Here is a 25,359-nt window from a genome sequence, read left to right on the forward strand (position 1 = left end):
CATCGACTGTATTGGCGCCCAGTATGCCGCGATAGACCCTCGCGACGCGATCACTTGCCACAATTGATGTCGCTGGAGAATCGACCAAATACACCTTTCATCACCCAGGAAAGGCCTCTGATGCCTTGGGTTGCCGCGTGCCATGCCCCTATAATCGGATCACTTTGTTTGTGGAGTCCGTTATGCCGAATCTACGTCTCGCCGATTTGACTGCCGAAATCGAAGCCAACGTGCGCCGTGCGTTGCTCGAAGACATCGGCAGCGGCGACATCACCGCACAATTGATCCCGGCTGAACGCCTGGCCAAAGCGACCATCATCACCCGTGATGCTGCCGTTATCGCGGGCACCGCATGGGTCGATGCTGTATTCCGGCAATTGGACCCTCGAGTGGCCGTTCATTGGCAAGTGCGCGATGGCGAACGGGTGAAACCCAATCAGGCGCTGTTCCACCTCGAAGGGCCGGCACGCTCGCTTCTCACTGGCGAGCGCTGCGCACTGAACTTCCTGCAGCTGCTTTCAGGGGTGGCCACTCGCGCGCAGTACCTGGCGGATTACGTTGCCGAGACCCAGGTCAAATTGCTCGACACCCGCAAAACCCTTCCCGGGCTGCGTCTGGCGCAAAAATATGCCGTGACCTGTGGCGGTTGCCACAATCATCGCATCGGCCTGTATGACGCGTTCCTGATCAAGGAAAACCATATTGCGGCTTGTGGTGGCATCCCAGAGGCCATCAACGCCGCGCACAAGATTGCTCCGGGCAAACCGGTTGAGATCGAGGTGGAAAGTCTTGAGGAGTTGAAGCAAGCCCTGGCAGCAGGTGCGGACATCATCATGCTTGATGAGCTGAGCCTGGATGACATGCGCGAAGCGGTACGCCTGAACGACGGCAAGGCGAAACTGGAAGCCAGTGGTGGCATCAACGAAAGTACGCTGCTGCCGATCGCTGAAACGGGCGTGGATTACATTTCGATCGGTGCGATGACCAAGGATGTAAAGGCCGTTGATCTGTCGATGCGCCTTAGCCTTTAAGAAGCTGCAAGCCTAAAGCAGCAAGCCACAAGCCATAAGCAATCTCGCTTCAACTTGTGGCTTGCGGTCGCATGCATGAGACGGCGATCACACCACCAGATTATTCATCTCGCAGTACTCTTCCCACTCGACGCCCAGCACTTCGGCCGCCTCCTTGTGCAAAACCAGGCGCGCCTCCTCAAACTCTTCAGGTGTTGAGGTGTACTTGAGCGTCAGCTCCCAAGGCTGCAATCCCTGGGATTCAGCCTCGTCCTCGAATGCCCATTGGATCTGGTCTTTCTGGTCGTCGGACGGCAGGTCCTTGATCTCATCGGCCAGTTGGGGGGAATCCAGCAAATACTTTTTCAGCGCTTCTTGGTGTCTGGCTTCTTGGGTCAATTCTTTAACGGTCATGGCGTTCTCTTTGATCTGGGGAATGGAAGATGGATCTGGATCATCAAGGATCTCTCTGACGCAAAAAGCCGTTTGAAACCCGGCTTGTCTGGCCTTCAGAACCATTCGGGATCATCTGAAAACAACGTGTCGCTGGTGCCCGAGACAGGAATCGAACCTGCGACCTTCGCGTTACGAGTGCGCTGCTCTACCGGCTGAGCTACACGGGCGGTGGGCTAAACCTAGCACTGACTTTGGGGTCAGGCAACTGACGGCGCTACAAAGATCTTTTGACCTTTTTCTACAGGGCAAAAAAAACCCCGCAGCTTTCACTACGGGGCATTTTTTACAACGTCGAAGCTTTCAAGCGAAGGGGGTAATTAAACGCCCGATGCCTTGGCTGCTGCTACGTCTTTGATGGACAGCTTGATACGGCCGCGGTTGTCCACGTCCAGTACCAGTACTTCCACTTCCTGGCCTTCTTTCAGGATATCGGTCACTTTTTCAACGCGAGCGTCGCTCAGCATCGAGATGTGAACCAGACCGTCCTTGCCTGGCAGGATGTTGACGAATGCGCCGAAGTCGACGATGCGCTCAACCTTACCCACGTAGATCTTGCCGATTTCAGCTTCTGCGGTGATACCCAGAACGCGCTGACGTGCAGCTTCAGCAGCTTCCTTGGTTTCGCCGAAGATCTTGATCGAGCCGTCGTCTTCGATGTCGATCGAAGCCTTGGTCTCTTCACAGATCGCACGAATGGTCGCGCCGCCTTTACCGATAACATCACGGATTTTGTCGGTGTCGATTTTCATCGCGATCATGGTCGGAGCATTTTCCGACAGTTCGGTACGGGACTGACCAATGATCTGGTTCATCTGGCCGAGGATGTTCAGGCGCGCTTCCAGGGCTTGGCCCAGAGCGATTTCCATGATTTCTTCGGTGATGCCTTTGATCTTGATGTCCATCTGCAGCGCGGTAACACCTTTGGCGGTACCGGCTACTTTGAAGTCCATGTCGCCGAGGTGGTCTTCGTCACCCAGGATGTCGGTCAGGATGGCGAACTTCTCGCCTTCTTTAACCAGACCCATGGCGATACCGGCAACCGGTGCCTTCATCGGAACACCGGCATCCATCAGGGCCAGCGAAGCGCCGCAGACCGAAGCCATGGAGCTCGAACCGTTGGACTCGGTGATTTCCGACACAACACGGATGGTGTACGGGAACACGTCGGCAGCAGGCAGCATGGCGGCAATCGAACGACGGGCCAGACGGCCGTGACCGATTTCGCGACGACCGGCGCCACCCATGCGACCACACTCACCTACCGAGAACGGAGGGAAGTTGTAGTGCAGCATGAACGGGTCTTTTTTCTCGCCTTCCAGGGTGTCCAGCAGCTGCGCGTCACGGGCAGTACCCAGCGTTGCAACGACCAGAGCCTGGGTTTCGCCACGGGTGAACAGCGCCGAACCGTGGGTCTTTGGCAGAACGCCGACTTCGATGTTCAGAGGACGTACGGTCTTGGTGTCGCGACCATCGATACGTGGCTTGCCGTTTACGATGTTTTCGCGAACAGTGCGGTATTCGATTTCGCCGAAAGCGGCTTTCACTTCGCTGGAAGAAGGCTGGCCTTCTTCACCGGACAGCTTGGCAACTACCTGATCCTTCAGCTCACCCAGGCGAGCGTAACGGTCGGCCTTGATGGTGATGGTGTAAGCCTGGGAGATCGCATCGCCGAACTCGGCACGGATAGCGCCCAGCAGAGCAGTGGCTTCAGGCTGTGGAGCCCAGGTCCAGGTCGGCTTGGCAGCTTCGGCAGCCAGTTCTTTAACAGCGTTGATCACAACCTGGAACTCGTCGTGAGCAAACAGTACCGCACCCAGCATCTGGTCTTCGGTCAGCTCTTTGGCTTCCGATTCAACCATCAACACGGCTTCCGACGTACCGGCAACGACCATGTCCAGGCTCGAAGCTTTCTGTTGTTCGTAAGTCGGGTTCAGCAGGTAGCCGGTGCTTTCGTGGAACGCAACGCGGGCAGCGCCGATCGGGCCATCGAAAGGAATACCGGAGATGGCCAGTGCAGCCGAGGTACCGATCATCGCAGCGATGTCCGGATCGGTTTTCTTGCTGGTGGAAACGACGGTGCAGACAACCTGCACTTCGTTCATGAAGCCTTCTGGGAACAGCGGACGGATCGGACGGTCGATCAGTCGGGAAGTCAGGGTTTCTTTCTCGGAAGGGCGGCCTTCACGCTTGAAGAAACCGCCAGGGATCTTACCGGCAGCGTAAGTTTTTTCCTGGTAGTGAACGGACAGAGGGAAGAAGCCCTTGCCTGGATCGGCTTGCTTGGCGCCGACTACAGTTACCAACACGCTGACGTCGTCGTCAACGGTGACCAATACTGCGCCGGAGGCCTGACGGGCGATACGGCCAGTCTCGAGAGTAACGGTCGACTGACCGAACTGGAATTTTTTGATTACCGGGTTCACGGTGTCCTACCTTCTTTTGTGGCTCTTGGGGAACTTGTCTTCTTGCGAAATTCTTGGGCAATGTCGGGAATCGGCCCAACGCCTGTCCAGGGTAAAACGTGTATCCAGATAAAACTTGAGGCTGGGAGCCTGCCATGCGCCAGCGGGAATCCCACTGACGTACGACAGACAACCAACCTCTAGCGCAATCGCTTATTAGCGACGCAGACCCAGGCGACCGATCAGAGCCTGATAACGACCCAGATCCTTGCCTTTCAGGTAGTCCAGCAGCTTACGACGCTGGTTTACCATGCGGATCAGACCACGACGGGAGTGGTGATCTTTACCGTTGGCCTTGAAGTGACCTTGCAGCTTGTTGATGTTGTGGGTCAGCAGTGCAACTTGCACTTCTGGCGAACCAGTGTCACCAACAGCTTGCTGGTAGTCAGCTACGATTTGAGCTTTTTCTTGAACGTCGAGAGCCATGAGGCAATCCTTTTATCAGGAAACTGTTTCAAAGAAACAGCTTCAACAGGCCAGGGACAAATCCCTGTATCTAAAAATGAGTAGTGACCGTGCCTGTTAACAGCCACCCTCGTCCGGTCATTCTGACCGAATCAGTCGACGCGGCGCGATGCGCCCGTCTTCGCTCACTTCACCGATTCCGATGAAGCGACCGTTGTGATCCTGTACCCGTACCATGCCGAACTTCGGTGCATCCGGGGCGCGTACCGGCTGGCCGTTAAGCCAGTAGAACGAGCTGTGCTCCGAGAACTGCAACAGCGGCCAATCCAGCAGACCGCTGTCCGATGGCATGAGGAAGCGATCTACCGCTTCGTTGCCGCCTTCGGCGTGTACGGCTTCCAGCTCTTCAAGCGTAACCGTCTGCGCCAGCGTGAACGGCCCGGCCTGGGTACGTCGCAATTCAGCAACGTAAGCGCCACAACCGAGTTGCTCGCCGATATCCTCCACCAGGGTGCGGATATAGGTGCCTTTGCTGCAATCCACTGCCAGCCGCGCAGTATCACCGTCGAAGGCCAGCAATTCCAAGCGCGCAATAGTAACAGAACGCGGTTCGCGCTCCACTACTTCGCCTGCACGAGCCAGCTTGTACAGCGGCTGGCCATCACGCTTGAGTGCCGAGTACATCGGCGGTATCTGACTGATTTGTCCACGAAAATTCGGCAGGGCCGCTTCGACATCGGCGCGACCAACGGTCACCGGGCGCTCCTGCAAAACCTCACCTTCGGCATCCGCCGTCGTGGTGGTTTTGCCCAACTGCGCCAGGGTTTCATAGGCCTTGTCGGAATCAAGCAGGTACTGCGAAAACTTGGTCGCTTCACCGAAGCACAACGGCAACACGCCAGTGGCCAGCGGATCGAGACTGCCGGTATGACCGGCCTTCTCGGCGTTCAGCAACCAGCGAACCTTCTGCAACGCCGCGTTGGAAGTGAAGCCCAACGGCTTGTCGAGCAGGATGATGCCGCTGACGTTACGACGGATACGTTTGACCTGAGCCACCGATTACTCCTTGGCGTCTTCGGGTTCAGCCGCTTCCGGGCGCTGACTGTCTTCAGCCACCGCTCGCTCGATCAAGGCCGACAGATGCGCGCCACGCACGACGCTTTCGTCGTAGTGGAAGTGCAACTGCGGAACACTGCGCAGCTTCATTTCACGCGCTAGCTGCATACGCAGGAAGCCGGCAGCGGAGTTGAGCACCTTGATGCTCTGTGCGATGTCTTCGGCGTTGTCCTGGCCCATCACGGTGATGAAGATCTTGGCGTGACCGACGTCACGGCTGACTTCAACAGCGGTAATAGTCACCAGGCCTACGCGTGGATCTTTGACTTCACGACGGATCAGCTGTGCCAGCTCACGCTGCATCTGATCGCCGATACGTTGGGTACGGCTGTATTCTTTTGCCATGTCTTGTTACCTGTTACTGCCCCACGGTGAAACCCGTGTGGTCTGAAAGCGGCAAACGCCCGGCCTGACAGAAGCCAGACCGGGCGTTGCGTTTAGAGTCCTGACGCCTGACCGCGCATCTGCATGCGGCGGCTCGGCGTGGCCCTTGAAGTGCGCGAGTTAGAGGCTGCGAGCAACCTGAACCTTCTCGAAGACTTCGATCTTGTCACCGACTTTGACGTCGTTGTAGCTCTTCACGCCGATACCGCATTCCATGCCGGCACGTACTTCGGAAGCGTCATCCTTGAAGCGGCGCAGGGATTCCAGCTCGCCTTCGAAGATAACGATGTCTTCACGCAGTACACGGATTGGACGGTTACGGTGAACAACACCTTCGAGAACCATGCAACCGGCGATCGCGCCAAACTTCGGCGAACGGAACACGTCACGGACTTCAGCGATACCCAGGATGTTCTCGCGAACATCACTGCCCAGCATACCGGTGAGGGCTTTCTTGACGTCTTCGATGATGTCGTAGATCACGTTGTAGTAACGCATATCCAGACCTTCCTGCTCGACGATCTTGCGAGCGCCAGCATCGGCACGCACGTTGAAGCCGAACAGTACAGCGTTGGAGGCCAGTGCCAGGTTGGCGTCGGACTCGGTGATACCACCGACACCGCCACCGACAACACGCACTTGCACTTCGTCGTTACCCAGGCCGTTCAAGGCACCGTTCAACGCTTCCAGCGAACCACGGACGTCGGATTTGAGGACGATGTTGAGCGTCTTCTTCTCTGCCTGACCCATGTTTTCGAAGATATTTTCCAGCTTGCCGGCGTGAGCGCGAGCCAACTTGACTTCGCGGAACTTGCCTTGACGGAACAGAGCCACTTCACGGGCTTTCTTCTCGTCGGACAACACGCTCATCTCGTCGCCAGCGTCCGGAGTACCGTCCAGGCCGAGGATCTCGACAGGGATGGAAGGACCGGCTTCCTTGATTGGCTTGCCGTTCTCGTCGAGCATGGCACGTACACGGCCATAGTTCGAACCGACCAGCACCATGTCGCCTTGGCGCAGGGTACCGTCTTGAACCAGAACGGTTGCTACCGGGCCACGACCTTTGTCGAGACGCGATTCAACCACAACACCACGACCAGGAGCCGAAGGAGTCGCTTTCAGTTCGAGAACTTCAGCTTGCAGCAAGACAGCTTCGAGCAACTCGTCCACGCCAGTACCGACTTTCGCCGAAACCGATACGAACGGGGTGTCGCCGCCCCACTCTTCCGAGGTCACACCGTGAACCGACAGTTCGCTACGGATGCGATCGAGATCAGCGCCCGGCTTGTCGATTTTGTTCACGGCTACAACCAGTGGAACACCGGCAGCTTTAGCGTGCTGGACAGCTTCAATGGTCTGCGGCATCACACCGTCGTCCGCTGCAACTACCAGAATCACGATGTCAGTCGCCTTGGCACCACGGGCACGCATTGCGGTAAACGCGGCGTGACCTGGGGTATCGAGGAACGTGACCATGCCGCGTTCGGTTTCAACGTGGTATGCACCAATGTGCTGAGTGATACCACCGGCTTCGCCAGCAGCTACCTTGGCACGACGGATGTAGTCGAGCAGCGACGTCTTACCGTGGTCGACGTGGCCCATTACGGTCACGACTGGTGCACGGGAGAACGTCTCACCTTCAAACTTCAGGGACTCGGCCAAGGAATCTTCCAGGGCGGTGTCGCTGACCAGGGTCACTTTGTGGCCCAGTTCTTCGGCTACCAGCTGAGCAGTTTCCTGATCAAGCACCTGGTTGATGGTCGCTGGAGTTCCCAGTTTGAACATGAACTTGATGATTTCAGCAGCCTTGACCGACATCTGATTGGCGAGATCGCCAACAGTGATGGTCTCGCCGATCTGCACATCACGCACGACAGGGCCGGTTGGGCTCTGGAAACCGTGAGCGTTGCGTTTCTTCAGCTTGGCCTTGCCGCGACCACCACGACGGAAGCTATCGCTTTCTTCGTCGGTAGTACGTGGCGCAACACGTGGAGCAGGCGCTTTCTCTTTGACCGAAGCACGATGTGGAGCGTTTTTGCGCTCGCCATCGCCACTGCCACGACGATTGTTATCGTCGGCGCGTGGTTTGTCCGGACGGCGCTGTTCGTTCTGCTTGTTGCGAACGTCAGCAGACGGTGCTGGAGCAGCAGCCACAACCGGCGCGCTTTCACGCACTGGCTCGACTGCCGCAGCAGGCGCTGCGACAGCGTCGTTAGCAGTCGCTTGCGTACCAGCAGGCTGGCGACGCGCTTCTTCTTCGGCGCGACGCTTGGCTTCTTCTTCAGCCTTCTGACGTGCAGCATTTTCTACTGCGCGACGTTCATCCAGTTCGCGTTTGCGCTCGGCTTCGATTTCTTCCGGGCTGCGCTGTACGAAGACTTTCTTCTTGCGTACTTCAACGCTGATGCTTTTGCTGCCAGCAACACGCAGGGTGCTGGTGGTTTTACGCTGCAGCGTGATCTTGCGTGGTTCTTCCACTTTCGCCTTGTGGCTGCTTTTCAAGTGAGTCAGCAAAGATTGCTTCTCACTGTCAGTCACATGTTCTTCGGCGGCGGTGTGCGGCAGACCTGCCTCACGCATCTGCTGCAACAGGCGCTCTACCGGTGTTTTGACCTCATCGGCCAGTTGTTTCACCGTGACTTGCGTCATGCACTTCTCTCCTCAGGCCGCGCCTAATTACTCGAACCAATGGGCTCGGGCGGCCATGATCAACTTGCCGGCACGATCATCGTCAATGCCGTCGATGTCGAGCAGGTCGTCAATAGACTGCTCGGCCAGGTCTTCGCGGGTAATTACGCCGCGCACCGCCAGTTCCATCGCCAAATCCTTGTCCATACCCTCAAGCGAGAGCAGGTCTTCGGCCGGATGGGCGTCTGCCAGCTTTTCCTCAGTAGCGATGGCTTTGGTCAACAAACGATCCTTGGCACGAGCGCGAAGCTCGTTGACGGTTTCTTCGTCAAAGCCGTCGATGTTGAGCATTTCTTCCAACGGTACGTAGGCAATCTCTTCCAGGCTGGTGAAGCCTTCATCTACCAGCACCTGCGCCAGGTCTTCGTCGACTTCCAGCTCGTCGATGAAGTTGCGCAGGATGTCGCCGGTTTCTGCTTGCTGCTTAGCCTGGATGTCCGATTCGGTCATCACGTTCAGGGTCCAGCCAGTCAACTGGCTAGCCAGACGCACGTTCTGACCACCGCGACCGATGGCCTGAGCCAGATTGTCTGCGCCAACGGCGATGTCCATTGCATGGGCATCCTCGTCAACGATAATTGCCGCCACTTCAGCCGGCGACATTGCATTGATTACGAACTGAGCCGGGTTGTCATCCCACAGGACGATATCCACACGCTCACCGCCCAACTCGCCCGACACTGCCTGGACGCGCGAACCGCGCATACCGATGCAAGCGCCCTGCGGGTCAATGCGTTTGTCCTTGGAACGGACTGCGATCTTGGCGCGCGAACCCGGGTCACGGGACGCAGCCATTACTTCGATCAGGCCTTCTGCGATTTCCGGCACTTCGATGCGGAACAACTCGATCAGCATTTCCGGCGCGGTACGCGACAGGATCAGCTGCGGGCCGCGGTTCTCGGTGCGGATTTCCTTCAGCAGTGCACGCAGGCGCACACCAACCCGGAAAGTCTCGCGGGAGATGATGTCTTCACGAGCCAGCAGCGCTTCAGCGTTGTTGCCCAGGTCGACGATCACGTTGTCGCGGGTGACTTTCTTCACGGTGCCGGAGATGATTTCTCCCAGGCGCTCGCGGTAGGCGTCAACGACTTGAGCGCGCTCGGCTTCGCGAACTTTCTGCACGATGACTTGCTTCGCAGTCTGTGCAGCAATGCGGCCGAACTCGATGGATTCAATCTTTTCTTCGACTACGTCACCGACCTGAGCACCAGGATGCGTTTCTGCAACCTTGCTCGGCCAGGTTTCGATCGCCGGATCGTCCAGGTCGTCTTCTTCGACGACCGTCCAGCGACGGAATGTCTCGTAAGCGCCCGTGTGGCGATTGATTTCCACACGCAGATCGACTTCGTCCTCGAAACGCTTTTTGGTAGCAGTGGCCAGAGCCAGCTCCAGCGCTTCAAAAATTACGTTTGCCGGTACGCCCTTTTCATTGGATACCGACTCAACAACCAGCAGTACTTCTTTGCTCATCGTACGCCTCGCCTTTCGCAAGCCATTGGATCCGCGGGATCCGCGTCTCAGTCAAAACTGGGAATAATGTTGGCCTTGTCGATCATATCGATCGGCAACAGGAACTCATGGTCTTCAACCTGCACCACGACGTCCTGCTCTTCTACACCGCGCAGAAGGCCCTGAAAGTTGCGTCGACCTTCAAAAGGCGAGCGCAGCTTGATCTTCACTTGTTCACCGGCAAATTTTGCAAACTGCTCAATAGTGAACAGCGGGCGTTCCATGCCAGGCGAGGAAACTTCTAGGGTGTACTCAACGGCGATTGGATCTTCAACATCCAGGACACCGCTGATCTGACGGCTGACAATGGCACAATCGTCCACCAGCACGCCGCCCTCTTTATCGATATAAACGCGCAACATTGAGTGGCGACCTTGAGCCGAAAACTCAATACCCCAGCATTCATAGCCTAGGGCCACGACCACCGGGGCCAGCAAGGCCTGCAACTCTTCTAGCTTGCTCGACACCTGAACCCCCTCGTGCATGTATGTGCATGCTATGCAAAATAAAAAAATGGGCGAAACGCCCATCCTTGAAACGCCGTCGAACAGCGGCGTTATAAAGTGTCCAGCTAACAAAAAGCCCCTGAAAAGGGGCTCCTTAAACTGGTTGCGGGGGCCGGATTTGAACCGACGACCTTCGGGTTATGAGCCCGACGAGCTACCAGACTGCTCCACCCCGCGACAAAGCTGGGGCGGAAGTATACGACCGATCCCTGACAGGGTCAATGTAACCTTCCACCTACAAGAAAGCCCGCAACAGCGGGCTCTCCTGATAATTGGTACCGAGAAGGGGACTCGAACCCCTACACCCTATGGGCACAACCACCTCAAGGTTGCGTGTCTACCAATTCCACCACCTCGGCAATACTACGTGTGAAACCCTTCTTACTTTTGCTCTTGAGCTGGAGGCACGTCAGTCGCTGGAGTAGCCGACTTTTGCTCTTGAAGCACCGGTACATCATCAGAAGCCGGTTGTTGCTTTGGAACTTCCAACACTGCTGGATTTGGCAAACCTACTTGAGTCAGCTGATGAGCTTTCTCTTTAGCAAAGTAACCTAACCCTAAGCTGGTTATGAAGAAACCTGCGGCAAGTATAGCAGTAAACTTACTAAGAAAGGTAGAGGAACCTTGGCTTCCGAACACAGTATTTGAAGCACCTGCACCGAAAGACGCACCAGCATCCGCACCTTTACCCTGCTGCAGCAAAACCAGAGCAACTACGCCCAATGCACCCAGCAGATGAAAAACGACTACGACTGTTTCCAGCATTTTTTCAGTTTCCCGCGGCGCGACAAATCGCACCGAACTCATCTGCATTCAGGGAAGCCCCACCAATGAGCCCCCCATCGATATCCGGCATGCCGAACAGTTCGACCGCATTGGCCGCCTTCACGCTGCCGCCGTATAGAAGCCGCACACCTTGCGCGACCTCAGAATTCTTTGCCGCCAACTGAGCGCGAATGGCTGCATGCACATCCTGCGCTTGTTGCGGCGAAGCAGTCAGCCCGGTACCAATGGCCCAGACCGGCTCATAAGCAATTACTGCTTTTGCAAACACCTCGACACCCAACTCGTCAATGATGCTGTCCAGCTGACGCCCGACAACATCAAGAGTTTTGCCGGCTTCGCGCTGCTCGAGAGTTTCCCCTACGCACAACACCGGAATTAAGCCGGAAGCCTGTGCCGCCGCAAACTTGCGGATCAGCATTCCGTCCTGCTCACCCATTATCTGGCGGCGCTCGGAATGCCCAACAAGGACCAGGGAACAACCTGCATCCACCAACTGACTCGGTGCAACCTCACCGGTCAACGCACCTTGCATGGATTCCACCGCAGAGTTCTGCGCGCCGATCATGACCGGCCGACCTTTCAAACCATCAACCACTTGGTTGATATGCAAGCAAGGCGGGAAAACCGCAACATCAACATCGCTCGGCAAGGCCAGATTACGTAGGCCGTTGATCAGCTCAGCGACGCTGGCGCGGGTACCGTGCATCTTCCAGTTACCAGCTACCAAAGGGCGACGCATGCTGTACCTCGTCGGTCAAAGTGGGCGCAGATGTTACCCAAGACAATCATGGCTGGCAAGCCGAAATCAGGCAGAAACTTCAGTTACCAGTTTTGCCAGTTCTTCGGCGTAGCCACGAACCTGTGTTTCGTCCTCGCCTTCGACCATGACGCGCACCAAAGGCTCAGTACCAGACTTGCGCAACAGCACCCGCCCACGACCTGCCATTGCCTGGGTGACAGCCTCACTGGCCTCTTTAACTGATGGATGCTCAAGTGGATTCGCACCGCCGCCAAAACGCACGTTGATCAGCACCTGAGGGCACTTACGCAATGCCTGACGAGCTTGAGCCAGACCTTCCGAGCGTCTCTTCAGCGCCATCAGAACCTGCAATGCGGCAATAATCGCATCACCGGTAGTAGTGTGACTGAAGCAGACGATATGCCCCGAATTCTCTCCACCCACCAGCCAATTACGCTCCAACAGATCTGCGATGACGTAGCGATCACCGACATTGGCGCGAACAAAGGGAATGGACAAATCAGCCAAGGCCAACTCCAGGCCCAGGTTACTCATCAATGTTCCAACTACGCCGCCCTGCAACTTGCCGCGCTCATGCAAATCGCGAGCGATGATGTACAACAATTCATCACCGTCGACAATTGCACCTGTGTGATCGACCATCAGAACTCGATCACCATCACCATCAAAGGCAATACCCAGGTCGGCATGCTCGGCCAATACAGCAGCCTGAAGCTGGCCCATATGGGTCGAACCGCAATTGTCATTGATGTTCAGGCCGTTCGGCTGAGCAGAAAGGACGACAACTTCAGCCCCAAGCTCGCGGAAAACGCTGGGGGCCACCTTGTAGGTCGCACCGTGAGCGCAATCAATCACGATCTTCAAGCCAGCAAAGCTGGTGCCAGTCGGAACACTGCTCTTGCAGAACTCGATGTAGCGACCCGACGCATCGTTGATCCGCGACACCTTGCCAATCTTGCTCGACTCAACCACGGTCATCGGAGTGTCCAGCAGCTCTTCGATCATCAGCTCGACTTCGTCCGGCAGCTTGGTGCCTTTCCCCGAGAAAAACTTGATACCGTTGTCATCGTGGGGATTATGCGAAGCACTGATCACGATACCCGCTTCAGCATGAAATGTACGTGTCAGGTAAGCGATGGCTGGAGTTGGCATCGGGCCCAGCAGCATCACGTCAGCACCTGCGGACGTTAAACCGGCCTCGAGAGCAGACTCGAACATATAACCGGAGATCCGCGTGTCCTTGCCAACGAGCACCTTGCAGGCGCCCATTTTGCGAAACGCCATGCCCGCGGCCCAACCGAGCTTAAGCATGAAGTCAGGAGTGATCGGGTATTCACCGACTCGACCGCGAATGCCGTCGGTGCCAAAATATTTCTTAGTCATAAGTGCTCCATCATTCTTATTCGGCTGATTCCACTGCGGCGATCATCCGCACTACATCAACTGTTTCAGCTACGTCATGGACGCGCAATATACGCGCCCCCTTGGTCGAAGCCAGCGCCGCGAGCGCAAGACCGCCAAACAGGCGCTCCCCGACCGGACGATTCAGCGCCTGACCAATCATGCTTTTGCGCGAAACCCCGACCAGCAGGGGCCGCCCCAAGGCATGCAGAGCTTCCATGTGCTTAAACAAGCTTAGATTGTGCTGCAGGGTTTTGGCGAAGCCGAATCCCGGGTCGAGAATGATCCGTTCGGACGGAATTCCAGCCCGCGCACACTGAACCATTCGCTCAGCCAGAAACGCTCCCACCTCCTGGGTTACGTTCTGATACTGCGGATCATCCTGCATGTCACCAGGCTCCCCGAGCATATGCATCAGACAGACCGGAAGACCGGTGTCCGCAGCCGCATCAAGAGCCCCATCCCGTCGCAATGAACGCACATCGTTGATCAACCCCGCCCCAAGTCGCGCTGTTTCGCGCATGACCGCAGGCGTGGAAGTATCAACCGAGACGATCACATCCAGCTCGCGATGTATTCGCTCGACGACAGATGCCACGCGCTCAAGCTCTTCGAGTGGCGACACCGCTCTGGCACCTGGCCGCGTTGACTCGCCACCCACATCGATCAGTGTTGCACCCGCGACCACCATCGCCTCAGCGTGGCGCAGGGCCGCATCCAGCTGGCTATATTGGCCGCCGTCAGAAAAGGAGTCAGGAGTCACGTTGAGAATGCCCATGACATGCGTCTGGGCCAAATCAAGAACCCGGTTGCCGCAAGGCAACCGGGTTGAGGACTGAACAAAAGTCATTTCAAACCTTAAACGTCAGCAGCAGGACCGCCGATCGGTGTTTCAGGACGCTCGCCCTGCACTACCGGAGGTGTTCCGGAAGTCCCGGTGCCACCAGACCAGTCGCGAGGTTCGCGAGGCGTACGACCCGCCATGATGTCATCGATCTGTTCAGCATCGATCGTTTCGTACTTCATCAGTGCATCAGCCATCGCATCAAGCTTGTCACGGTTATCCGTGAGGATCTGCTTGGCGGTGCCGTAGCACTGGTCAATGATGCTACGCACTTCGGAGTCGATCAGTTTGGCAGTCTCACCGGAGAAGCTTGCACTCTGACCGCCACCGCCACGACCGAGGAATACTTCACCCTCGTCTTCGGCATACATCAACGGACCCAGCTTTTCGGACAGACCCCACTTGGTCACCATATTCCGTGCAATCTGGCTGGCACGCATGATGTCATTGGAGGCACCGGTGGTAACACCGTCGAACCCAAGTGTCATCTCTTCGGCAATACGACCGCCGTACAGCGAACAGATCTGGCTGATCAATGCTCGCTTGGACAGACTGTAACGATCTTCTTCGGGCAGGAACATGGTCACACCCAACGCACGACCGCGCGGAATGATCGACACCTTGTAAACCGGGTCGTGCTCAGGCACGACGCGACCAACGATGGCGTGGCCCGCTTCGTGATAAGCGGTGTTCTGCTTCTCTTTCTCGGACATGACCATGGATTTGCGCTCAGCGCCCATCATGATCTTGTCTTTAGCCAGCTCGAACTCTTTCATCTCAACGACGCGCTTGCCAGTACGAGCAGCAAACAACGACGCTTCGTTTACCAGGTTGGCCAGATCAGCACCGGAGAAACCAGGAGTACCACGAGCGATAACCGCTGGAGCGACGTCGTCACCCATTGGCACTTTACGCATGTGGACTTTGAGAATTTGCTCACGACCGCGGATATCCGGCAAACCGACCACGACCTGACGGTCGAAACGGCCCGGACGCAGCAGCGCAGGGTCCAGAACGTCAGGACGGTTGGTTGCGGCGATGACGATAATACCGTCATTCATTTCAAAGCCGTCCATCTCTACCAGCAACTGGTTGAGAGTCTGCTCACGCTCATCATGACCGCCGCCCATGCCAGCGCCACGATGGCGACCAACGGCGTCGATTTCATCGATGAAGATGATGCAAGGAGCGTGCTTCTTGGCTTGTTCGAACATGTCACGGACACGGCTTGCGCCTACACCGACGAACATTTCGACGAAGTCGGAACCGGAAATGGTGAAGAACGGCACTTTGGCCTCACCGGCAATCGCTTTGGCCAGCAAGGTTTTACCAGTACCAGGAGGACCCACCATCAGCACACCGCGAGGAATGCGACCGCCTAAACGCTGGAACTTGCCCGGGTCACGGAGGAACTCGACCAGCTCGCCGACTTCTTCCTTGGCTTCGTCGCAACCGGCAACGTCAGCCAAAGTGGTTTTCACCTGATCTTCGGAGAGCAGGCGCGCCTTGCTCTTGCCGAAGCTCATCGGACCGCCCTTGCCTCCCGCACCACCCTGCATCTGGCGCATGAAGAACATGAACACGGCGATGATCACCAGGATCGGGAAGCTCGCCACCAGGAGCTGAGTCCAGATGCTTTGCTGCTCAGGCTGCTTGCCTTCAACGACCACATGGTTGTCCACGAGGTCGCCAATCAGACCGTTGTCCTGAATTGCAGGACGAATGGTCTTGAAGCTGTCGCCATCACTGCGCTTACCGGTAATGACGTAGCCGTCAACCGCTACGCGCTCGACCTTGCCATCCTTGACCTGCTGGATAAAGTCGGAATAGTTGAGGGTCTGCGGCTCGTTAGGGCTGGAGAAGTTGTTCATCACTGTCACCAGGACAGCCGCGATGATCAACCACAGGATCAGATTCTTTGCCATATCGTTCAATTAACTACCCTCTGAAGCAAGCTCCGCTAATGGCGCGCGCTTCGCATGATATTCACCGGCCTAACTTACTACATTACCTACGGCTCTGGCAGGCGCCGTCTGTAACCCTTTGTGAAACACTTTCTACACAATATTCGCTAATGCTCACGGGGCGAAATACGAAAATCCTATCGACCCGCTAAAAAACTGCGATTTACTCACTACGGCCGCGGTAGCCCCAAGCCAGCATGTATTGCTCACGGGAGCTGCCGCGGGAAGAGTCCGGCTTGATCATCTGGACCTTGTCGAATTTCTGACGAGCGTCCTTCACGTAAGCATCAAACCCTTCGCCCTGGAACACCTTGATCACGAAATTACCACCCGGCTTGAGAATCCGAGCTGCCAAATCAAGAGCCAGCTCACATAGAAACATGGCCTTTGGCATGTCCACCTCAGGCGTACCACTCATATTGGGGGCCATATCGGAAATCACAAGGTCCACCTGCGAATTACCCACGGCTTCAAGGATCTGAGCGAGCACGTCGTCCCGGGTGAAGTCACCCTGGATGAAAGTCACATCCGGAATGCTGTCCATTTCCAGGATGTCCGAGGCGATCAGACGCCCCTGACCACCGATCAGCCGACTAGTGACCTGCGACCAGCCGCCGGGCGCCGCTCCCAGATCGACAACGCTCATACCAGGACGGATCAGTTTGTATTTCTCCTGAACCTCCAGAAGCTTGTAACTCGCACGCGAACGGTAACCATCCTTCTGCGCCTGCTTCACATAGGGATCATTAACATGTCTTTGCAGCCACTTAAGGCTTGTCTTGGAACGGGCCACGGGCCACCTCGAAAATAAAACGGGTCGTGATTAACTGGGCGGTCCCGGACTCGCTCGGGTAAACTGGCCGCCGCTTTTTACAAGATCAGACGCAGGGGTCAGATTATGCCGCTCACTCAAGAGCAGAAGAAACAGTACAAATCCATTGGCCACCATCTGAAACCGGTTTTGATCGTGGCTGACAACGGTTTGACTGAAGGTGTGTTAGCCGAACTTGAACGCGCTTTGGCGGATCACGAGCTGATCAAAATCAAGCTCAACATCCTCGATCGCGAATCGCGCCTGGCGACCATTGCAGAACTCTGCAAGGTCGGCAAAGCCGATTTGGTTCAGGTCATCGGCAAGATGGCACTGATTTACCGCAAGAACTTCAGCGTCAACAAGCAGCTGTCGAACGTTCATCGCTTCAAGTGATGGCAAGGGTCAGGGGTGTGCTTCGCGCACCCTGCCACTCCATCCCGGCACGGGCTGTAAAACCAGCACAAGCCCGGAAAAACCTAGCACCAGATAGCTGAAAACCTGCCAACGCACGGCATCCGGCCATCCGAAGCGTACCGCGAAAAACATCCCGCACGCGTAGAACGCCATCATCAGCAGTTGCCCGCGAATATCGCGCCATAGACTGGCAAGGCCCTCGGCCTGAACCAGCACCAAAGCCTGAAAAATCACACAAGCTGTGGCAAAAGCGACCAACAGCCCGTTCAACACGCCTGCAATTTCATCAATCAACAGCGGTGCCAAGCCAATTTGCCCCAGCACCGGCAGCAGGCCGATATGCAACAGCCACAGGCCGCCAACCCAAAGCATCTGGGTCAGCTGCCAAAGAACAGCGCCCGCACGTAGCGGGCGCCTTCTTTTAGATGTGGCGTACTTCGACAATCTCGTACTCGATAACGCCACCGGGCGTTTTTACCGCAACCACATCACCCTCTTCCTTGGCGATCAAGGCTCGGGCCAGCGGCGAACCCACCGAAATCTTGCCCAGCTTGAAGTCAGCCTCGTCTTCACCAACGATGTGGTAAGTGACGCTTTCATCAGTCTCGACGTTGGCAATCTCAACGGTGGTGCCGAAAATCACTTTGCCGGTGTGAGGAATAGTCGTGACATCGATGATGACCTGATTCTGAATCCGGCCTTCAATGTCCCGGATCCGCGCCTCGACCATCCCCTGCTGCTCGCGAGCAGCGTGGTATTCGGCGTTTTCCTTCAAGTCACCCAGCTCGCGGGCCGTACCGATGTCCTGGCTGAGCTTCGGACGGACGACCTTGGTCAGGTGAGCGTGTTCTTCTTCCAGGGCTTTGGCGCCCTGGACAGTCATTGGGTATTTGATCATGCCTTCAATCCTGCGTGTAGATCCTGCAAGCGACGCACGGTCTTCTCGGGACCGAACTTGAGCGCTTCGCAGATGGCTTCGCCAGCAGCAATGGTGGTTGTGCAGTAGATCTTGTGCTGCAAGGCATTACGACGAATGGAGTACGAATCAGCAATCGACTGACGACCTTCAGTCGTGTTGATGATCAGCGTAACTTCGTCATTCTTGATCATGTCGACCACGTGAGGACGACCTTCGGTCACCTTGTTCACACGACGCACTTTCAGACCTGCGGCTTCGATCAGCTTGGCAGTGCCGGCGGTGGCAACCACTTCGAAGCCCAAGTTGATCAGATCACGGGCTACGCCTGCAACCAACGGCTTATCGTCGTCACGCACGCTGATGAACGCAGTACCGCCGGTCGGCAGCACTTCGCTGGCACCCATCTGGGCCTTGGCGAATGCTTCGCCGAAGGTGTCGCCGACACCCATCACCTCACCAGTGGACTTCATCTCTGGGCCCAGGATCGGGTCCACACCAGGGAATTTGGCAAACGGGAACACTGCCTCTTTCACACTGTAGAAATTCGGGATGATTTCCTTGGTGAAGCCGATTTCCTTCAGGGTCTTACCGGCCATCACACGGGCTGCGATCATGGCCAGGGAAACACCGATGCACTTGGACACGAACGGTACGGTGCGGGAAGCGCGCGGGTTGACTTCGATGACATAGATGTCTTCGCCCTGCAGCGCCAGCTGAACGTTCATCAGGCCGACAACGCCCAGTTCCAGAGCCATTTTCTTGACCTGTTCGCGCATCTCGTCCTGGATATGGCCAGGCAGCGAGTAAGGCGGCAGGGAGCACGCGGAGTCACCGGAGTGAACGCCGGCCTGCTCGATGTGCTGCATGATCGCGCCGATCACCACATCGGTGCCGTCGCAAACTGCATCGACGTCCATCTCGATGGCGCAGTTCAGGAAGTGGTCCAGCAGCACCGGGCTGTCGTTGGACACTTTCACCGCGTCACGCAGGTAGCGCTTGAGCTCTTCTTCTTCGTACACGATTTCCATCGCGCGGCCGCCCAGTACATAGGACGGACGAACCACCAACGGATACCCGATCTTGCTGGCAGCACGAATCGCTTCGTCTTCGCTGCGCACGGTAGCGTTCGGTGGCTGACGCAGGTTCAGGCGTTCAACCATCTGCTGGAAGCGCTCGCGGTCTTCTGCACGGTCGATAGCGTCAGGGCTGGTACCGATGATCGGCACGCCGGCCTCTTCCAGGGCACGCGCCAGTTTCAGCGGGGTTTGGCCGCCGTACTGAACGATCACGCCTTTTGGCTTCTCGACGCGAACGATTTCCAGCACGTCTTCCAGGGTTACTGGTTCGAAGTACAAGCGATCAGAGGTGTCGTAGTCAGTGGAGACGGTTTCCGGGTTGCAGTTGACCATGATGGTCTCGTAACCGTCGGCGCGCAGGGCCAGTGCCGCGTGTACGCAGCAGTAGTCGAACTCGATGCCTTGGCCGATGCGGTTAGGACCGCCACCCAGGATCATGATCTTGTCACGGCCCGTTGGTGCGGCCTCGCACTCTTCCTCGTAAGTCGAGTACATGTAAGCAGTGTCAGTGGCGAACTCGGCCGCGCAGGTGTCAACACGCTTGTAGACCGGGAAAATTTCCAGCTTGTGACGGTGGCGACGCAGGTTTTTCTCGGTCACACCCAGCAGCTTGGCCAGGCGCATGTCCGAGAAGCCTTTGCGCTTGAGGCGGAACATCACGTCGCGATCAATGCTGGCCAGACCCAGGGTCTTGACCTTCTCTTCTTCCTTGATCAGATCTTCGATCTGCACCAGGAACCACGGATCGATCATGTTCATGCCGAAAATATCTTCGACCGACAGACCGGCGCGGAAGGCGTCAGCCACATACCAGATACGCTCGGCACCCGGCACGGTCAGTTCGCGCTTGAGGATGCTCATGCTTTCCGGGTTGCTCAGATCGAGCTTCTCGTCCAGGCCGCAGACACCCACTTCCAGACCGCGAAGGGCTTTTTGCAGGGATTCCTGGAAAGTCCGGCCGATGGCCATGACTTCACCCACCGACTTCATTTGAGTGGTCAGGCGCGCGTCGGCTTTCGGGAATTTCTCAAAGGCGAAGCGTGGCAGCTTGGTCACGACGTAGTCGATGGACGGCTCGAAGGACGCCGGAGTAGCGCCGCCGGTGATTTCGTTCTGCAACTCGTCCAGGGTGTAGCCGATCGCGAGCTTGGCAGCGATACGCGCAATCGGGAAACCGGTGGCTTTCGAGGCCAACGCCGAAGAGCGGGATACACGCGGGTTCATCTCGATGACAACCATACGGCCAGTGTCCGGGCAAATGCCGAACTGGACGTTGGAGCCGCCGGTTTCCACGCCGATTTCACGCAGTACCGCCAACGAGGCGTTACGCATGATCTGGTATTCCTTGTCCGTCAGCGTCTGTGCTGGCGCAACGGTGATCGAGTCACCGGTGTGGACGCCCATCGGGTCGAAGTTTTCGATGGAGCAGACGATGATGCAGTTGTCTTTCTTATCGCGGACAACCTCCATCTCGTACTCTTTCCAGCCGATCAGGGACTCGTCGATCAGCAGCTCTTTAGTCGGCGACAGATCCAGACCACGGGCGCAGATTTCTTCGAACTCTTCACGGTTGTAAGCGATGCCGCCACCCGTGCCGCCCATGGTGAAGGACGGACGAATGATGCACGGGAAGCCAAGCTTCTCGAGAACCGCATTGGCCTCTTCCATGCTGTGGGCGATACCGGAACGCGGGCAGTCCAGGCCAATGGATTTCATTGCCTTGTCAAAGCGCGAACGGTCTTCTGCCTTGTCGATGGTGTCAGCATTGGCACCGATCATCTCTACGCCGAACTTCTCCAGAACGCCTTCGCGCTCCAGGTCCAGTGCGCAGTTCAGAGCGGTCTGGCCACCCATGGTCGGCAGCAGCGCGTCCGGACGCTCTTTCTCGATGATCTTGGCAACGGTCTGCCACTTGATCGGCTCGATGTACGTAGCGTCGGCCATGTCCGGGTCGGTCATGATGGTTGCCGGGTTGGAGTTCACCAGGATGACGCGGTAACCCTCCTCGCGCAGGGCTTTGCAGGCCTGGGCGCCGGAGTAGTCGAATTCACAGGCCTGGCCGATAACGATCGGGCCAGCGCCGAGAATCAGGATGCTTTTTATGTCTGTACGTTTTGGCATGGGTTTGTCACTCAAATCCGCAGGTCAGTCGGCAAGCCGTCTTGTTCAATCTGTGAAACTTGAGGGGGCCGCCGATCTCGGGACCACCCTCAAGCTTTGCTGCATCAGGGCTGGCGATTAGCGTCGCTTGGCCATTTCGTTGATGAAGCGATCAAACAGAGGCGCTACGTCGTTCGGGCCAGGGCTGGCTTCAGGGTGACCCTGGAAGCTGAAGGCGCTCTTGTCGGTGCGCTCGATCCCTTGCAGGGTGCCGTCGAAGAGCGACTTGTGAATCGCACGTACGTTGGCGGGCAGGGTTGCTTCGTCTACCGCAAAACCGTGGTTCTGGCTGGTGATCATCACAACACCGGTGTCCATATCCTGGACCGGGTGGTTGGCACCGTGGTGACCATGCCCCATTTTCAGGGTCTTGGCGCCCGAGGCCAGGGCCAGCAATTGGTGACCGAGGCAAATGCCGAACACCGGAATCTCGGTTTCCAGCACGTCCTTGATCGCCTGGATCGCGTAGTCGCAAGGCTCCGGGTCACCAGGGCCGTTGGACAGGAACACGCCGTCCGGCTTCATCGCCAGTACGTCAGCAGCAGGCGTCTGTGCCGGCACTACGGTGACGCGGCAACCGCGCTCGACCAGCATGCGCAGGATGTTCAGCTTGACGCCGTAGTCGTAGGCAACCACGTGGTACGGCAGCTCGGAGGCATCGATGGTCGCGTGGCTGTCGGTTTTCAGGTCCCAGACAGTCGAACGCCACTCGTACTTCTCTTTGGTGCTGACGACTTTTGCCAGGTCCATGCCTTTCAGGCCAGGGAAACCCTGGGCAGCGGCGACGGCGGCTTCTTCGGAGATGTTGTCACCGGCCATGATGCAGCCGTTCTGTGCGCCTTTCTCACGCAGGATGCGGGTCAGGCGGCGAGTGTCGATACCGGCGATAGCCACAACATTGTTGGCTTTCAGGTAATCGGACAGGGACATCGTGTTACGCCAGTTGCTCGCAACCAGTGGCAGGTCACGGATAACCAGGCCAGCGGACCATACGCGGTCGGACTCGGCGTCTTCCGGCGTGGTGCCGGTGTTGCCGATATGCGGGTAAGTCAGGGTAACGATTTGTTGGGCGTAGGAAGGATCGGTAAGGATTTCCTGATAGCCGGTCATTGCGGTGTTAAACACCACCTCACCAACGGTTTGACCGTCGGCTCCAATGGCTTCGCCGCGAAAAATGCTGCCATCAGCAAGGGCGAGTATGGCTGGCTTAGTCAAGAAGACCTCCCGTAAATAAAGCCTGAAAGGGCGATCGCAGGTGTAAAAAAGCGGAGTGACGTATGGACACGTCACTCCGCTCATTCACTGAATTATTCTGCGCGCTTTTAGTGAACACACTAAAGCTGTAGCTTACAGAAAAAGGCAATTTTGGTCTACCGCCAATGAGCCCGAAAGGCTGGAGAATGCGACAGGTCGTCGCTTGGCGGAGTAAAACCGGGCTCAAACACGATGTTTGAACCCGATTCCGGATGCATATTAACGCAGGTCGAGCACGTCTTGCATGTCGTAGAGGCCTGGCTCGCGACCATCCAGCCACAATGCGGCACGAACCGCACCCTTGGCGAAGGTCATCCGGCTGGAAGCCTTGTGAGTGATCTCGACACGCTCGCCATCGGCGGCGAACAGCACGGTGTGATCACCAACGATGTCACCCGCACGTACGGTTGCGAAACCGATCGTTTCGCGCTCGCGGGCACCGGTCTGGCCTTCCCGACCATAGACCGCCACCTTCTTCAGGTCACGCCCCAGCGCATCGGCGATGACTTCACCCATGCGTACAGCGGTACCCGAAGGCGCATCGACTTTATGGCGATGGTGAGCTTCGGTGATTTCGATGTCGACATCATCACCCAACACACGAGCAGCAGTATCGAGCAACTTCAAGCACAGATTGACGCCGACACTGAAGTTGGCCGCGAAGACGATCGGGATGTCCTTGCCCGCCTCAGCCAGCAACTGCTTCTCTTCAACGCTGAAACCGGTGGTACCGATAATCATCGCTTTACCGTGCTTGCGGCAGAACGCGAGGTTTTTCAGGGTGACTGTCGGGTGTGTGAAATCGATCAGCACGTCGAACTCGTCGACGACTCGAGCCAGATCACCGGACAGCGGTACGCCAATACGACCCAGCGCCGCCAGCTCACCGGCATCCGCACCGACCAAGGTGCTGTCAGGACGATCGACAGCCGCCGTCAAACCCGCGCCCGGCGTCTGCTGAACAGCTTCGATCAAGGTTTTACCCATGCGCCCCGCGGCGCCCATCACTGCAATACGTCGCATGCCTGTCTCCTTACAAATCGCCGAAGAAGCGCTTCACGCCTTCGAACCAACCGGTGGTTTTCGGCGAGTGACTATTGTCGTCCTCCAGCGAGCTGCGGAACTCTTCCAGCAATTCACGCTGACGACGACCCAGGTTGACCGGAGTCTCCACCGCTACACGGCACATCAGATCACCAGCACCACCGCCACGCACCGGCGCGACGCCTTTGCCACGAACACGGAACTGCTTGCCGGTCTGGGTTCCTTCCGGGATTTTCAGTTTGACCCGACCATCCAGGGTTGGAATCTCCAGCTCGCCGCCCAGCGCGGCATCAACGAAGCTGATTGGCACTTCGCAAAACAAATGCTTGCCGTCACGCTGGAAGATCGCGTGCTCGCGCACGTTGATCACCACATACAGGTCGCCCGTCGGGCCGCCCTGAGCACCCGCCTCGCCTTCACCGGACAGACGAATGCGATCGCCGGTATCAACGCCGGCCGGGACTTTGACGGAGAGGGTTTTGTACTCTTCGACACGACCTTCGCCGTGGCAGGAATCGCACGGATCGGAAATGATCTTGCCCTGACCATGACAGCGCGGGCAGGTCTGCTGCACAGAGAAGAAACCCTGCTGCATACGAACCTGACCGATACCGCCACACGTCGGGCACGTGACTGGCGAGGAGCCTTTCTTGGCACCCGAGCCGTCACACGGTTTGCAATTAACCAATGTCGGAACGCGGATATTCACCGTCGTACCGCGCACCGCCTCTTCCAGGTTCAGCTCCAGCGTGTACCGCAGGTCACTGCCACGCTGAGCGCCGCCACGGGAACCGCCGCGACCGCCACCGAAGAAATCACTGAAGACATCACCAAAGATGTCGGAGAAATTCTGCCCACCAAACCCGGCACCACCGCCACCCATACTCGGGTCGACACCGGCATGACCGTACTGATCGTAGGCCGCACGCTTACCGGAATCGGACAGTACTTCGTAGGCTTCGTTGGCCTCTTTGAACAGCTCTTCCGATGCTTTGTCATCGGGATTACGGTCTGGGTGGTGCTTCATTGCCAGGCGGCGGTAGGCCTTCTTCAGGTCTGCTTCGCTTGAGCCACGCTCAACACCCAATACTTCGTAATAGTCACGCTTTGCCATAAGTCTTTGCACTCTTAAGGACGTTCGACAAAGCTCTCCTGAACCTCGCCAAACTCGTTGAGCCCCAATACAGGCCCGGACCCAACTCACGTCAATTCAACGATCCTGGTCTTTGATTCATTGCGGTACTTTCAGCTCGAAAAGCAGGAGCATCTTCGGCCATACCACCAGCGCGCGAGCGTTGTCGCATGCTGTAAAAATTCGTGTACTCCAGACACGCCAACGCGGGAGCAGGCTCCCGCGCGGCGACATCCTACCAGTCACCGCCTTAAG

Annotated in this window: 22 protein-coding genes and 3 tRNA genes; 2 read left to right on the top strand and 23 right to left on the bottom strand. The window is 57.1% G+C overall.

What is annotated here, in order from left to right; genetic code table 11:
* Nucleotides 1–182: 182 nt before the first annotated feature.
* Entirely contained in the window at nucleotides 183–1,031 is an 849-nt protein-coding gene (gene nadC, locus H7698_RS11370) for a carboxylating nicotinate-nucleotide diphosphorylase (protein ID WP_162437911.1), read from the top strand.
* A gap of 87 nt (nucleotides 1,032–1,118) precedes the next feature.
* Here the strand turns inward: nadC and H7698_RS11375 are convergent, their stop codons facing one another.
* The 17 genes from H7698_RS11375 to rlmE all read right to left on the bottom strand — a co-directional run bounded on the left by H7698_RS11375 (nucleotide 1,119) and on the right by rlmE (nucleotide 17,084).
* Nucleotides 1,119–1,424 (bottom strand): DUF6388 family protein, encoded by a 306-nt coding sequence (locus H7698_RS11375; protein ID WP_194691482.1) that lies wholly within the window; start codon nucleotides 1,422–1,424, stop codon nucleotides 1,119–1,121.
* A 133-nt stretch (nucleotides 1,425–1,557) separates the two neighbouring features.
* A tRNA-Thr gene (locus H7698_RS11380) sits at nucleotides 1,558–1,633 on the bottom strand.
* Nucleotides 1,634–1,783: 150 nt separating this feature from the next.
* Entirely contained in the window at nucleotides 1,784–3,889 is a 2,106-nt protein-coding gene (pnp, locus tag H7698_RS11385) for a polyribonucleotide nucleotidyltransferase (protein WP_007942868.1), read from the bottom strand.
* Between the two features lie 195 nt (nucleotides 3,890–4,084).
* The gene (gene rpsO / locus H7698_RS11390) at nucleotides 4,085–4,354 is read right to left on the bottom strand and encodes a 30S ribosomal protein S15 (protein WP_003176135.1); all 270 of its coding nucleotides are present in this window, start codon (nucleotides 4,352–4,354) and stop codon (nucleotides 4,085–4,087) included.
* 117 nt (nucleotides 4,355–4,471) lie between these two features.
* Complete coding sequence (truB, locus tag H7698_RS11395) at nucleotides 4,472–5,389, bottom strand: tRNA pseudouridine(55) synthase TruB (protein ID WP_162437909.1); 918 nt, start codon at nucleotides 5,387–5,389, stop codon at nucleotides 4,472–4,474.
* Nucleotides 5,390–5,392: 3 nt separating this feature from the next.
* The gene (gene rbfA / locus H7698_RS11400) at nucleotides 5,393–5,794 is read right to left on the bottom strand and encodes a 30S ribosome-binding factor RbfA (RefSeq protein ID WP_162437908.1); all 402 of its coding nucleotides are present in this window, start codon (nucleotides 5,792–5,794) and stop codon (nucleotides 5,393–5,395) included.
* A 159-nt stretch (nucleotides 5,795–5,953) separates the two neighbouring features.
* Nucleotides 5,954–8,482, bottom strand: a complete 2,529-nt coding sequence (gene infB, locus H7698_RS11405) for a translation initiation factor IF-2 (protein ID WP_162437907.1) — start codon at nucleotides 8,480–8,482, stop codon at nucleotides 5,954–5,956.
* Between the two features lie 27 nt (nucleotides 8,483–8,509).
* Complete coding sequence (gene nusA, locus H7698_RS11410; protein WP_162437906.1) at nucleotides 8,510–9,991, bottom strand: transcription termination factor NusA; 1,482 nt, start codon at nucleotides 9,989–9,991, stop codon at nucleotides 8,510–8,512.
* Nucleotides 9,992–10,038: 47 nt separating this feature from the next.
* Entirely contained in the window at nucleotides 10,039–10,497 is a 459-nt protein-coding gene (rimP, locus tag H7698_RS11415) for a ribosome maturation factor RimP (protein ID WP_010463487.1), read from the bottom strand.
* Between the two features lie 139 nt (nucleotides 10,498–10,636).
* A tRNA-Met gene (locus H7698_RS11420) sits at nucleotides 10,637–10,713 on the bottom strand.
* A gap of 96 nt (nucleotides 10,714–10,809) precedes the next feature.
* A tRNA-Leu gene (locus H7698_RS11425) sits at nucleotides 10,810–10,895 on the bottom strand.
* 22 nt (nucleotides 10,896–10,917) lie between these two features.
* Nucleotides 10,918–11,301, bottom strand: coding sequence for a preprotein translocase subunit SecG (gene secG / locus H7698_RS11430; RefSeq protein WP_017336473.1), 384 nt, complete (start codon nucleotides 11,299–11,301; stop codon nucleotides 10,918–10,920).
* A gap of 4 nt (nucleotides 11,302–11,305) precedes the next feature.
* Complete coding sequence (gene tpiA / locus H7698_RS11435) at nucleotides 11,306–12,061, bottom strand: triose-phosphate isomerase (RefSeq protein ID WP_162437905.1); 756 nt, start codon at nucleotides 12,059–12,061, stop codon at nucleotides 11,306–11,308.
* A 66-nt stretch (nucleotides 12,062–12,127) separates the two neighbouring features.
* Nucleotides 12,128–13,465, bottom strand: a complete 1,338-nt coding sequence (gene glmM, locus H7698_RS11440; RefSeq protein WP_162437904.1) for a phosphoglucosamine mutase — start codon at nucleotides 13,463–13,465, stop codon at nucleotides 12,128–12,130.
* 16 nt (nucleotides 13,466–13,481) lie between these two features.
* Nucleotides 13,482–14,333 carry a dihydropteroate synthase gene (folP, locus tag H7698_RS11445; RefSeq protein WP_194691435.1) on the bottom strand — a complete coding sequence of 284 codons (852 nt, stop codon included), beginning with the start codon at nucleotides 14,331–14,333 and terminating at the stop codon, nucleotides 13,482–13,484.
* 8 nt (nucleotides 14,334–14,341) lie between these two features.
* Nucleotides 14,342–16,252 carry an ATP-dependent zinc metalloprotease FtsH gene (ftsH, locus tag H7698_RS11450; RefSeq protein WP_162437902.1) on the bottom strand — a complete coding sequence of 637 codons (1,911 nt, stop codon included), beginning with the start codon at nucleotides 16,250–16,252 and terminating at the stop codon, nucleotides 14,342–14,344.
* A 202-nt stretch (nucleotides 16,253–16,454) separates the two neighbouring features.
* Nucleotides 16,455–17,084, bottom strand: a complete 630-nt coding sequence (rlmE, locus tag H7698_RS11455; protein WP_020299918.1) for a 23S rRNA (uridine(2552)-2'-O)-methyltransferase RlmE — start codon at nucleotides 17,082–17,084, stop codon at nucleotides 16,455–16,457.
* A 105-nt stretch (nucleotides 17,085–17,189) separates the two neighbouring features.
* On the opposite strand from rlmE, the gene H7698_RS11460 reads away from it, so the two are divergent.
* Nucleotides 17,190–17,498 carry a YhbY family RNA-binding protein gene (locus H7698_RS11460; protein ID WP_162437901.1) on the top strand — a complete coding sequence of 103 codons (309 nt, stop codon included), beginning with the start codon at nucleotides 17,190–17,192 and terminating at the stop codon, nucleotides 17,496–17,498.
* A 9-nt stretch (nucleotides 17,499–17,507) separates the two neighbouring features.
* On the opposite strand, the gene H7698_RS11465 is transcribed toward H7698_RS11460, so the two are convergent.
* The 6 genes from H7698_RS11465 to dnaJ all read right to left on the bottom strand — a co-directional run bounded on the left by H7698_RS11465 (nucleotide 17,508) and on the right by dnaJ (nucleotide 25,086).
* Nucleotides 17,508–17,891, bottom strand: a complete 384-nt coding sequence (locus H7698_RS11465) for an MFS transporter (protein WP_194691483.1) — start codon at nucleotides 17,889–17,891, stop codon at nucleotides 17,508–17,510.
* Between the two features lie 49 nt (nucleotides 17,892–17,940).
* Nucleotides 17,941–18,417, bottom strand: a complete 477-nt coding sequence (greA, locus tag H7698_RS11470; RefSeq protein WP_010463507.1) for a transcription elongation factor GreA — start codon at nucleotides 18,415–18,417, stop codon at nucleotides 17,941–17,943.
* A complete protein-coding gene (carB, locus tag H7698_RS11475; RefSeq protein WP_194691436.1) occupies nucleotides 18,414–21,635 on the bottom strand; it encodes a carbamoyl-phosphate synthase large subunit in 3,222 nt (1,073 codons plus the stop codon). The genes greA and carB overlap by 4 nt, the downstream gene beginning before the upstream one ends.
* Nucleotides 21,636–21,752: 117 nt before the next feature.
* Nucleotides 21,753–22,889, bottom strand: coding sequence for a glutamine-hydrolyzing carbamoyl-phosphate synthase small subunit (carA, locus tag H7698_RS11480; protein ID WP_194691437.1), 1,137 nt, complete (start codon nucleotides 22,887–22,889; stop codon nucleotides 21,753–21,755).
* A gap of 258 nt (nucleotides 22,890–23,147) precedes the next feature.
* Nucleotides 23,148–23,951 carry a 4-hydroxy-tetrahydrodipicolinate reductase gene (gene dapB, locus H7698_RS11485; RefSeq protein ID WP_162437898.1) on the bottom strand — a complete coding sequence of 268 codons (804 nt, stop codon included), beginning with the start codon at nucleotides 23,949–23,951 and terminating at the stop codon, nucleotides 23,148–23,150.
* A gap of 10 nt (nucleotides 23,952–23,961) precedes the next feature.
* Nucleotides 23,962–25,086: a molecular chaperone DnaJ gene (dnaJ, locus tag H7698_RS11490; RefSeq protein ID WP_194691438.1), complete on the bottom strand. Its 1,125-nt coding sequence runs from the start codon at nucleotides 25,084–25,086 to the stop codon at nucleotides 23,962–23,964.
* Between the last annotated feature and the right edge of the window lie 273 nt (nucleotides 25,087–25,359).

The sequence above is a fragment of the Pseudomonas sp. p50(2008) genome, from assembly GCF_015351605.1.
In the GTDB taxonomy this organism is placed as follows: domain Bacteria; phylum Pseudomonadota; class Gammaproteobacteria; order Pseudomonadales; family Pseudomonadaceae; genus Aquipseudomonas.

Excerpts from the sequence above, each read along its gene's own strand:
- nadC (WP_162437911.1), top strand. The coding sequence starts at position 183 with ATGCCGAATCTACGTCTCGCCGATTTGACTGCCGAAATCGAAGCCAAC.
- H7698_RS11375 (WP_194691482.1), bottom strand. The coding sequence starts at position 1,424 with ATGACCGTTAAAGAATTGACCCAAGAAGCCAGACACCAAGAAGCGCTG.
- rpsO (WP_003176135.1), bottom strand. The coding sequence starts at position 4,354 with ATGGCTCTCGACGTTCAAGAAAAAGCTCAAATCGTAGCTGACTACCAG.
- rbfA (WP_162437908.1), bottom strand. The coding sequence starts at position 5,794 with ATGGCAAAAGAATACAGCCGTACCCAACGTATCGGCGATCAGATGCAG.
- infB (WP_162437907.1), bottom strand. The coding sequence starts at position 8,482 with ATGACGCAAGTCACGGTGAAACAACTGGCCGATGAGGTCAAAACACCG.
- nusA (WP_162437906.1), bottom strand. The coding sequence starts at position 9,991 with ATGAGCAAAGAAGTACTGCTGGTTGTTGAGTCGGTATCCAATGAAAAG.
- secG (WP_017336473.1), bottom strand. The coding sequence starts at position 11,301 with ATGCTGGAAACAGTCGTAGTCGTTTTTCATCTGCTGGGTGCATTGGGC.
- tpiA (WP_162437905.1), bottom strand. The coding sequence starts at position 12,061 with ATGCGTCGCCCTTTGGTAGCTGGTAACTGGAAGATGCACGGTACCCGC.
- glmM (WP_162437904.1), bottom strand. The coding sequence starts at position 13,465 with ATGACTAAGAAATATTTTGGCACCGACGGCATTCGCGGTCGAGTCGGT.
- folP (WP_194691435.1), bottom strand. The coding sequence starts at position 14,333 with ATGACTTTTGTTCAGTCCTCAACCCGGTTGCCTTGCGGCAACCGGGTT.
- ftsH (WP_162437902.1), bottom strand. The coding sequence starts at position 16,252 with ATGGCAAAGAATCTGATCCTGTGGTTGATCATCGCGGCTGTCCTGGTG.
- H7698_RS11460 (WP_162437901.1), top strand. The coding sequence starts at position 17,190 with ATGCCGCTCACTCAAGAGCAGAAGAAACAGTACAAATCCATTGGCCAC.
- H7698_RS11465 (WP_194691483.1), bottom strand. The coding sequence starts at position 17,891 with ATGCTTTGGGTTGGCGGCCTGTGGCTGTTGCATATCGGCCTGCTGCCG.
- greA (WP_010463507.1), bottom strand. The coding sequence starts at position 18,417 with ATGATCAAATACCCAATGACTGTCCAGGGCGCCAAAGCCCTGGAAGAA.
- carB (WP_194691436.1), bottom strand. The coding sequence starts at position 21,635 with ATGCCAAAACGTACAGACATAAAAAGCATCCTGATTCTCGGCGCTGGC.
- dapB (WP_162437898.1), bottom strand. The coding sequence starts at position 23,951 with ATGCGACGTATTGCAGTGATGGGCGCCGCGGGGCGCATGGGTAAAACC.
- dnaJ (WP_194691438.1), bottom strand. The coding sequence starts at position 25,086 with ATGGCAAAGCGTGACTATTACGAAGTATTGGGTGTTGAGCGTGGCTCA.